This window comes from Nocardioides sp., from assembly GCF_036405735.1.
Classification (GTDB): Bacteria; Actinomycetota; Actinomycetes; order Propionibacteriales; family Nocardioidaceae; genus Nocardioides.
This window is the reverse complement of record NZ_DASWXC010000072.1, coordinates 1-7,578: the sequence shown is the minus strand read 5'-3', so window position 1 is coordinate 7,578 and position 7,578 is coordinate 1. Positions and strand designations below refer to the sequence as shown.

The 7,578-nt window shown below is 73.3% G+C and carries 9 protein-coding genes and 1 pseudogene; 3 read left to right on the top strand and 7 right to left on the bottom strand.

Annotated features, from left to right (window positions below):
- Together VGE38_RS11880 and VGE38_RS11875 are read right to left on the bottom strand one after the other, a co-directional pair.
- Window positions 1-612: pseudogene (locus tag VGE38_RS11880) on the bottom strand (hypothetical protein); the annotation flags it as partial.
- 132 nt (window positions 613-744) lie between these two features.
- Entirely contained in the window at window positions 745-1,431 is a 687-nt protein-coding gene (locus VGE38_RS11875) for a (deoxy)nucleoside triphosphate pyrophosphohydrolase (protein WP_331142755.1), read from the bottom strand.
- 31 nt (window positions 1,432-1,462) lie between these two features.
- Here VGE38_RS11875 and VGE38_RS11870 point away from each other — a divergent pair, with 31 nt between their 5' ends.
- Window positions 1,463-2,473, top strand: coding sequence for a hypothetical protein (locus tag VGE38_RS11870; RefSeq protein WP_331142754.1), 1,011 nt, complete (start codon window positions 1,463-1,465; stop codon window positions 2,471-2,473).
- 80 nt (window positions 2,474-2,553) lie between these two features.
- Here the strand turns inward: VGE38_RS11870 and VGE38_RS11865 are convergent, their stop codons facing one another.
- On the bottom strand, window positions 2,554-3,363 hold the full coding sequence (locus VGE38_RS11865; RefSeq protein ID WP_331142753.1) for a thioesterase family protein: 810 nt from the start codon (window positions 3,361-3,363) through the stop codon (window positions 2,554-2,556).
- Between the two features lie 61 nt (window positions 3,364-3,424).
- On the opposite strand from VGE38_RS11865, the gene VGE38_RS11860 reads away from it, so the two are divergent.
- Entirely contained in the window at window positions 3,425-3,778 is a 354-nt protein-coding gene (locus VGE38_RS11860; protein WP_331142752.1) for a YidH family protein, read from the top strand.
- 38 nt (window positions 3,779-3,816) lie between these two features.
- Here VGE38_RS11860 and VGE38_RS11855 read toward each other — a convergent pair whose 3' ends face one another.
- Genes VGE38_RS11855 through VGE38_RS11845 form a run of 3 tightly spaced genes read right to left on the bottom strand, consistent with a single transcriptional unit; the run spans window position 3,817 to window position 6,149 of the window.
- Window positions 3,817-4,506, bottom strand: a complete 690-nt coding sequence (locus VGE38_RS11855; protein ID WP_331142751.1) for a YoaK family protein — start codon at window positions 4,504-4,506, stop codon at window positions 3,817-3,819.
- A gap of 38 nt (window positions 4,507-4,544) precedes the next feature.
- The gene (locus tag VGE38_RS11850) at window positions 4,545-5,564 is read right to left on the bottom strand and encodes an SGNH/GDSL hydrolase family protein (RefSeq protein WP_331142750.1); all 1,020 of its coding nucleotides are present in this window, start codon (window positions 5,562-5,564) and stop codon (window positions 4,545-4,547) included.
- A gap of 30 nt (window positions 5,565-5,594) precedes the next feature.
- Window positions 5,595-6,149, bottom strand: a complete 555-nt coding sequence (locus VGE38_RS11845; RefSeq protein WP_331142749.1) for a TetR/AcrR family transcriptional regulator — start codon at window positions 6,147-6,149, stop codon at window positions 5,595-5,597.
- Window positions 6,150-6,234: 85 nt separating this feature from the next.
- Here VGE38_RS11845 and VGE38_RS11840 point away from each other — a divergent pair, with 85 nt between their 5' ends.
- Complete coding sequence (locus VGE38_RS11840; protein WP_331142756.1) at window positions 6,235-6,561, top strand: DMT family transporter; 327 nt, start codon at window positions 6,235-6,237, stop codon at window positions 6,559-6,561.
- Between the two features lie 39 nt (window positions 6,562-6,600).
- Here VGE38_RS11840 and VGE38_RS11835 read toward each other — a convergent pair.
- A partial coding sequence (locus VGE38_RS11835; protein WP_331142748.1) for an FAD-binding dehydrogenase occupies window positions 6,601-7,578 on the bottom strand: 978 nt, incomplete at its 5' end.

The following is a 7,578-nucleotide window of genomic DNA, read 5'->3' as shown; positions in this document are numbered from 1 at the left end:
GCCGGTGGCCAGAATGCCGTCGGGGACGTGGTTGAGGGTGACGCGGGCGTGGCGGGTCTCGAGGTCCTCCAGCGCGCGTTGGGCGGCGGTCTCGGGGTCGAACCGGACGATCGCGTCGGCCACCAGCCGGTCCAGGGTGATCGGTCCGACCCTCTCCGCGACTCCGGCCACCTGGGTGTCGACCCAGGCAGCGCCGTCGGGTGGCAGGGTCACGGTGTGCTGGGCGATGCGCCGGGCCCGCCACACCGGCACCTCGCCGGCCAGCACCCGGTCCAGGGTGGCCGGCAGCCGGTACGCCAACTCCAGGGCCTGGCCCAGATAGTCGCGGCCGGCGTCGGCCGAGAGACCACACACGGCGGCGAACTCCACCACCGCGAACTCCGCGATCCCGGGCGCACCGTCCCCGGCGATGGACAGCTCACCCTCGCTGCCCGGCATCGTCGCGGCCGGATGGATCGAGCCCGGAGAGTTGAACGCCGCGTACCGCAGCGCCAACCGCAGCTGCAGCACCTCCTCGGCCGCCACCCGCCGCCGCGAGGCCCGCACCTCGGCCAGCAACCCGGCACTGGAGTCCAGCACCGCATCGCCCATCGCGAGGTCCGAGATCGTCATGACACCACTCCACCAGAGGGCACCGACATTCCATGCCGCCCCGGCCACCGGGCTGTGGAGAGCGCCGGTCGAGCACGCTCGGCCGCGGGCGGCCTCGCTGCTCGACCAACGAGACGACCAGCGAAGGCGGCGCTACTGGGGGCGCTTGATGCGCTTCGGGGCCGCGGGGAGGTCGAGCGGGGGCGGGAGGGCGCCGGGCTCGATGGGGGTGCCGTCGTCGAGCCAGCCGTCGAACTCATCGACGAGCATCTCCATGACCATCTCGGGGGCGTCGCTGACGACGGCCCACGGGTGGTCCTCGTCGTCGTCCTCGCCCTGGTAGCGCTCGCGGACGATCTCGGCCTCCCAGCCGTCGGACCGCAGTCGCGCGACGACGGTGGCGGCGTCGTCGGCGTCGAAGAAGATGCCGCGCAGCCGGTTGCCGAACTCCGTCAGCAGCGCCGCGACCTCGGGCAGGAACGGCCGGTCGGCGTCGAGCCAGCTCACCTCGTCGAGCTCGTCGGCCCCGAGCCAGCGGACGGCGTCATGGGCTCGGTCGTGCTCGGTGGGCTCCGGCTCGCCGGCGAGGATCCGGGCCGTGGCGACGCGCAGCGCGAGGGCGTCGGTGACGGGAACGGTGGGGCCCAGCCAGCCGGTGACCTCCACGACGCAGCCGAGCTCCTCCTCGACCTCGCGCACCAGCGCCCCGTCGGGGTCCTCGCCCACGTCGACCTTGCCGCCCGGGAACTCCCACCCTCCGGCGAGCTCGGCCGGCGCGGTGCGGCGCGCGGCGAGCACCTTGCCACCGCGCAGGATGGCGGCTCCGACGACGAGGTTCATGGCTGCGAGCGTAGTCAGGCAGGATCGACGCGTGACGCTGCACCTGACCCGGACGGAGGAGAACGCCGCCGAGATCGACGCGCTCGCCGACTCGCTGGCGCCGTACGGCGGCGGGCGGGTGGGCCTGAGCGGCGTGCTCGACGACCTGGACCGGAGGGCGCGACGCACCCTGGCACCCGGCCTCGCCGTACGCCGGGCGCTGACCTGGTCGCGGGCCGACAACGCCGACCCGACGTGGTACCCGCAGGGCATCACGACCTCGCACGGCACGGACGCCGGCAGCGACAGCGACCGGGACCTGCTGCTGGTGTCGTGGTACTCCAAGACCGGCTGGGGATCCCGGATCACGGTGCTCGACCTGGCGTCACGGCGCTACCGGCACGTGCTGCTGGTCGAGCCGACCGTCATCGACGGCAGGGCGGGCGTGCAGCCGGTCGCGGTGCACGCCGGCGGCCTGGTCTGGCAGGCCGGCAACGTGCACGTGGCGGCGACCCGGCGCGGCTTCCTGACCTGCCGGCTCGACGACCTGCTGCACGACCCGAGCAACCGGCACGGTGCGCCGTACCTGCTGCCGGTGCGGTTCGCCTACCGGGCCGCTGCCGAGGAGGGCACCGAGCTGCTGCGCTACTCCTTCCTCGCCCTGGACCGGTCCGGGCCGGCCCCGGCGCTGGTGGTCGGCGAGTACGCGCGCCGCGACCAGACCCGGCGGCTGGTCCGCTTCGCGCTCGAGGAGGAGAGCGGGCTGCTCGCCGCCGACCCGTCCGGGATCAGCCGCGCGCTGGAGGTCAGCGAGGAGGGTGAGCGGCAGATGCAGGGTGTCGCCGTCGTCGGCGGCACGCACTACGTCACCGTGTCGCACGGGCCGTGGCGTCCGGGCACGGTCCTGGCCGGCCGGCCGGGGTCGTTCCGGCGGCACCGCTGGGCCACGCCGATGGGACCGGAGGACCTCACCTACCACCCGCCGACCGACCGGCTCTGGTCGGTCACCGAGCACCCCCACCGACGTTGGGTGTTCGCGATGCGACGGCCCAGCGGGGCGTGAGGAACGCACGCGCCGCGCCAGGCCGTCGGGTCGAGCGAGCGTACGGCCGAGCTCGCGGGGCAGGTCCTCGGGCTAGCGGCTCAGGCGGTCGGCCGGGGCTGGCGGGCGAGCTGACGGCTCTGGGCGACCAGGCGGCCGGCCGAGTCCCAGATCTCGCAGTCCTCCTCGAACATGCCGCCGGCCATGGTGCGGGTGGCGTGCCGCACCTTCAGCCAGCCGGGCGCCGGCTTGGCGCGCACGTGCACGGTGAGCTCGAGCGTCGGCGCCCAGCCCGGCATGCCGAGGTCGAAGGTGACCGGCGGCAGCAGGTCGCAGATGGTGATGAGCGAGAACGCGTCCGGCTCGCGGCCGTCACGGAACCGGAACCAGCCGCCGATCGCACCCGCACCGCTCGGCTTGCCCACAGCCCAGCCGACACCGTCGCGCGGGAAGCGCATCTCGAACTTCTGGTACATCGGCGCGATGTCGAGCAGGTCCTGGCCCATCCGCACGGTCGAGAAGCACTCCTCGACCGGCGGCAGCTCCGGCTCGGTGGCGGTGGCGCGGTCCTCGCCGCCGAAGCGGTCGAGGTCGCCGTACGTCGCGAGCACGCTGAGCCGCCTCTCCCCCTCCTGCACCAGGTCGGCGGCGACGACGCTCAGCGAGCCGCCGTCGCGCTTGACCTCGGTCACGACCTCCGCGGGCCCCGGCCGGCCCGGGCCGAGGTAGAACGCGCTGACCGTGATCGGGTCCGGCTTGCCGGGCGTCACCTGCCGCACCGCGTTCCCCAGCACACCCAGCAGGTAGCCGCCATTGAGGCCGCCGCCCACGGTCCAGCGCCCGTCGAGCTGCGCGTCGAAGCAGCCGTCGCCGCGCGGGGTGACCGCGATGTCGTCGTCGTACTCAGCCATGCGCACAAACCTACTCGCCAGTAACCAGGGGCTCCGACCCGGGTAGGGCACCATGTGCAGCGTGACCGACCGGCATCCCCGCTGGGTGTACGACGCGGGCAGCGAGCCCGATCCGCGTTTCAGCCTGGCCAACGAGCGCACGTTCCTGGCCTGGGTGCGCACGGCACTCGGCATCGTCGCCGGCGCCGTGGCGCTGCACTCCCTCGGCGTGCCCGGCACGGACTGGGTCCGGACGACCGTCGTGCTCGTGCTGCTCGCGCTGGCGGCCCTCTGCACCGGTCTGGCCTGCCTGTGGTGGGCCCGGGTCGAGCGCGCGATGCGGCTGCGCCAGCCGTTGCCGGCGTTCTCGCTCGGGCTGGTGATGACCGGCGCCATCGTCGTCATCACCGTGCTGCTCGGCGTCGCGCTGGTCTGAGCAGCAGCGGGCGCCCGGGACCGTCGGGGGCTCCGGCCTCAGGTGCCGACCGCCCGGTCGTGCACGTCGCCGACGTACGTCGCCAGGGCGATCAGGACGCCCGCGAGGACGAACCCCCATCCCAGGTGCAGGTCGAGCAGGGCCGCTCCCGTCGCGGCGCCGGCCAGGATCGCGACGACCGCCACGGCCCGCCGCGCGGAGCCCGCGCCCTTGCCGCTGCCGAACACCGAGTCAGCGGCCAGGCCGGTGATCGTGCTGGTCACGACGACCGTCGTGACGTCCTTGACCGCGATCACCCGCGCCGTCGCCGCCTGCAGCCCCATCGCCACGGCCGCCAGGGTCGTGACCGTGATGCGGATCGGGGCCGAGGGCTCGTCACCGACCGCGAAGACGACCGCGGCGAGGGCGAACATGATCGCCGCGACCGAGCCGAAGACGACGGTCGTGCGACCGTGCCAGTTCCGCGTGCCGTGACGCAGCACCCGGCCGGCGACCGCGGCCCCGGCCATGAACCCGGCCAGCGCCAGCGCCGGCCCGACCACCGGGAGGTCCGGCGCGCCCACCAGCGCCATGCCCAGGATCACGACGTTGCCGGTCATGTTGCCGGTGAAGACCTTGTCGAGACCGAGGTACCCCACCGCATCGTTGATGCCGGTGGTGAACGTCAGCACCAGCATCAGCCACAGGTGCATCCGCTCGGCGGGGACGGCCTGGAGTCGCTGCTTCACCGCGCCATTGTGGGGCACCGCGGCAGGTGCCGAGCCGCTCAGCCGCGGTGCGTCGCCAGGTGGCCGAGCACCGCGTCGGCCTGGGCCCGCGCGCCGGCGGAGTTCGGGTGGGCGGGTACGCCGACCGCGACACCGTTGACCGAGGGCCCGAAGACCTCGGCGTACCGCTCGAACGGACCCTGGCACAGGTCGTGGCCGCCGGTGACGGCGTAGGTGTCGACGAGCTCCGCGCCGCCGCGCTCCGCCGCCCGTCGCACCATCGCGTTGAGCTCGACGAACTTGGCATGGATGTAGGAGATGTCGGTCTCGGTTGCCGGGACCCGCGGGTAGCACGCGTGCGCCGGCACGACGTCCATGTAGTCCACGGCGAGGATCCGGGCGTGCGGCGAGATCCGGCGGATCGCCCGGAACGCATCGACCAGCTTCGCCTCCGACTGCTGGATGCGCACCGACAGCTGGTCGACGCCGTCGCGGACGTACTTCGCCCGGCAGCCGCCCAGCGGCAGTCCCGGCCCGGTCTGCGAGATCGGGTTGTCGACCGGCAGCAGGTTCAGGCAGTCCAGCCCGGCCGCGGCGATGCCGGCGTCGTTGCCGCCGATGCCGACGGTCACCAGGTCGGTCGTCGGGGTGAGCCGGTCGAACTGCGGCGGGTTGGTGTCGCCGAGCGGCAGTCCGGTCTGCGGCTGGCTGAAGTCGTCGGTCGTCGCGGCGCCGCAGGAGGCGTCGCGGAAGATCGCGGCGCGCACCGCCCGCTGCACCAGCTTCGGGTAGTTGACATGCGACTGGGCACAGCCGGCGGGAGCGTGGGTCGTGTCGGGGCCGCCGTGCCGGTCGAGGATCACGACGTCGGCGGTCCACGAGTCGCCGAGCGCGACGTACTCCTCGACGGGGCGCTGGGCCTGCTGGCCTTGGCCGAGCTGCGCCGTCGCGGCCGACCACGGGTCGGCGCTGGCCGTCCCGCTGCTCAGCGTGGCAGCCAGGAGCGTGCCCAGGGCGAGGGGTACGGCCGCGGTGAGGCGGACGGCGCGACGACGGCGGTGCTGAGTGGCGTGGGTCACATCAGCGACAACGGTCGTCGCCCGATGAGGTCACGGCTGATCAGCGAGGGCCTGCGCGGCCGCCGCCAGGTCGTCGACCCCGCGGGCCAGCTCCTCGGCCCGGTCGGTGGCCAGGTCGAGCTGGAAGCCGTAGAGGCTGGAGTCCACGAGCGTGACGATCCGCGCGACCCGCTCCGGCGGCGCGCCGCACCGCACCAGGTAGCGCCGCAGCGCCGCCGCCCACCGCTCGTTCGCCTCGCGCACGACGCTGAGGTAGGGCTCCTGACCGATGAGGCCCGTCGCGGCCGCCTGCACATAGAGGTCGAGGCAGGCGTGCAGCGGCTCGGTCTGATAGGCCCGCCACAGCGCGTTGACGCCGGCGCGTACGCCGGAGACGCCCTCGAGGGCGTCGACCGCCGCGATGGCCCGGTCCTCCGAGCGCGCGATGACAGCGGTCACCAGGGCGTCGCGGCTCGTGAAGTGGTACAGCAGCATCCGGTCGCTGGTCCCGATCGCCTTGGCGAGGGGCCGCAGGGTGAGTCCGATCAGGCCGTGCTCGCGGACGTGGTCGACGACCTGGTCCAGCAGTTCCTCGCGGCGGTTCACGCCGCCATTGTGCCCCATCGTGTAGCGAGTGCTACATTAGGTCTGTAGCGCTCGCTACATTCACACCGTTGGAGAGTTGGACGAGATGTACGCCGCCGTACTGCTGTTGGCAGCCATTGCGATCGAGGTCGCGGCCAGCGCGCTGCTGCCGCGCACCGACGGGTTCCGCCAGGTCGGATGGAGCGCCACCGTCATCGCCGGCTACGCCGCCTCCATCTGGCTGCTGGCCATCGTCGTCAAGACGATGCCCGTCTCGGTGACCTACGCCATCTGGTCCGGTCTCGGCACGGCCGTGGTCGCCCTCATCGGCGTCGCCTACCTGGGCGAGTCGATGAACTGGGTCAAGGCGTTGTGTCTCGGCATGATCGTCGTGGGCGTGGTCGGCCTCAACCTCGCCGGCACGCACGCTTGACCGGCCGCGACCGGCTCGACACGACTCGACCGGCGGCGCTCAGACGGCGCGGGCGGCGGCCCGGCCCGCCGTACGGCCGCTGAACAGGCAGCCACCGAGGAAGGTGCCCTCGAGCGCGTTGTAGCCCATCATCCCGCCGCCGCCGAAGCCGGCGACCTCGCCCGCGGCGTACAGGCCGGGGAACGGCGTGCCGTCCGCGCGCAGGCAGCGACCGTCGAGGTCGGTCTCGAGACCCCCGAGCGTCTTGCGGGAGAGGATGTTGAGCCGTACGGCGATCAGCGGGCCGGCAGCCCGGTCGAGCAGCTTGTGCGGCCGGGCGACGCGGATGAGCTTGTCGCCGAGGAAGGTCCGGGCGCCGTGGATCGCGGTGACCTGCGCGTCCTTGCTGAAGGTGTTGTCCATCTCCCGGTCGCGCGCCTCGACGATGCTGCGGACGCGGGCGGGGTCGATCGGCGGCACGTCGTCGTCGCCGACCCGGTTCATGCCGGCGACGAGCTCCTCGAGGGTGTCGGCCACGACGAAGTCCTCGCCGTGCTGCTTGAACGCCTCCACCGGCCCGGCCGCTCCCTTCTTCACGCGCGAGAGGAGCAGCCTGACGTCCTTGCCGGTGAGGTCGGGGTTCTGCTCGGAGCCCGACAGCGCGAACTCCTTCTCGATGATCCGCTGGGTCAGCATGAACCAGGAGTAGTCGTGGCCGGTCGCGCGCAGGTGGCGCAGCGTGCCGAGGGTGTCGAAGCCGGGGAAGTACGGCGCCGGCAGCCGGTTGCCCTCCGCGTCCAGCCAGAGGGACGAGGGGCCGGGCAGGATCCGGATGCCGTGGTTGTCCCAGATCGGGTCCCAGTTGCGCAGGCCCTCGACGTAGTGCCACATCCGGTCGGGGTTGACGACGGTCGCGCCCGCGTCCCGGGTGATCTGCAGCATCCGTCCGTCGACGTGCGCGGGCACGCCCGCGACCATCCGCCTCGGCGGGTTGCCGAGCCGGGCGGGCCAGTTGCGGCGCACGAGGTCGTGGTCGCC

Bases quoted from the DNA above. Each gene is read 5' to 3' on its own strand.
- VGE38_RS11865 (WP_331142753.1), bottom strand. From the start codon at position 3,363: ATGGCTGAGTACGACGACGACATCGCGGTCACCCCGCGCGGCGACGGC.
- VGE38_RS11840 (WP_331142756.1), top strand. From the start codon at position 6,235: ATGTACGCCGCCGTACTGCTGTTGGCAGCCATTGCGATCGAGGTCGCG.
- VGE38_RS11875 (WP_331142755.1), bottom strand. From the start codon at position 1,431: ATGAACCTCGTCGTCGGAGCCGCCATCCTGCGCGGTGGCAAGGTGCTC.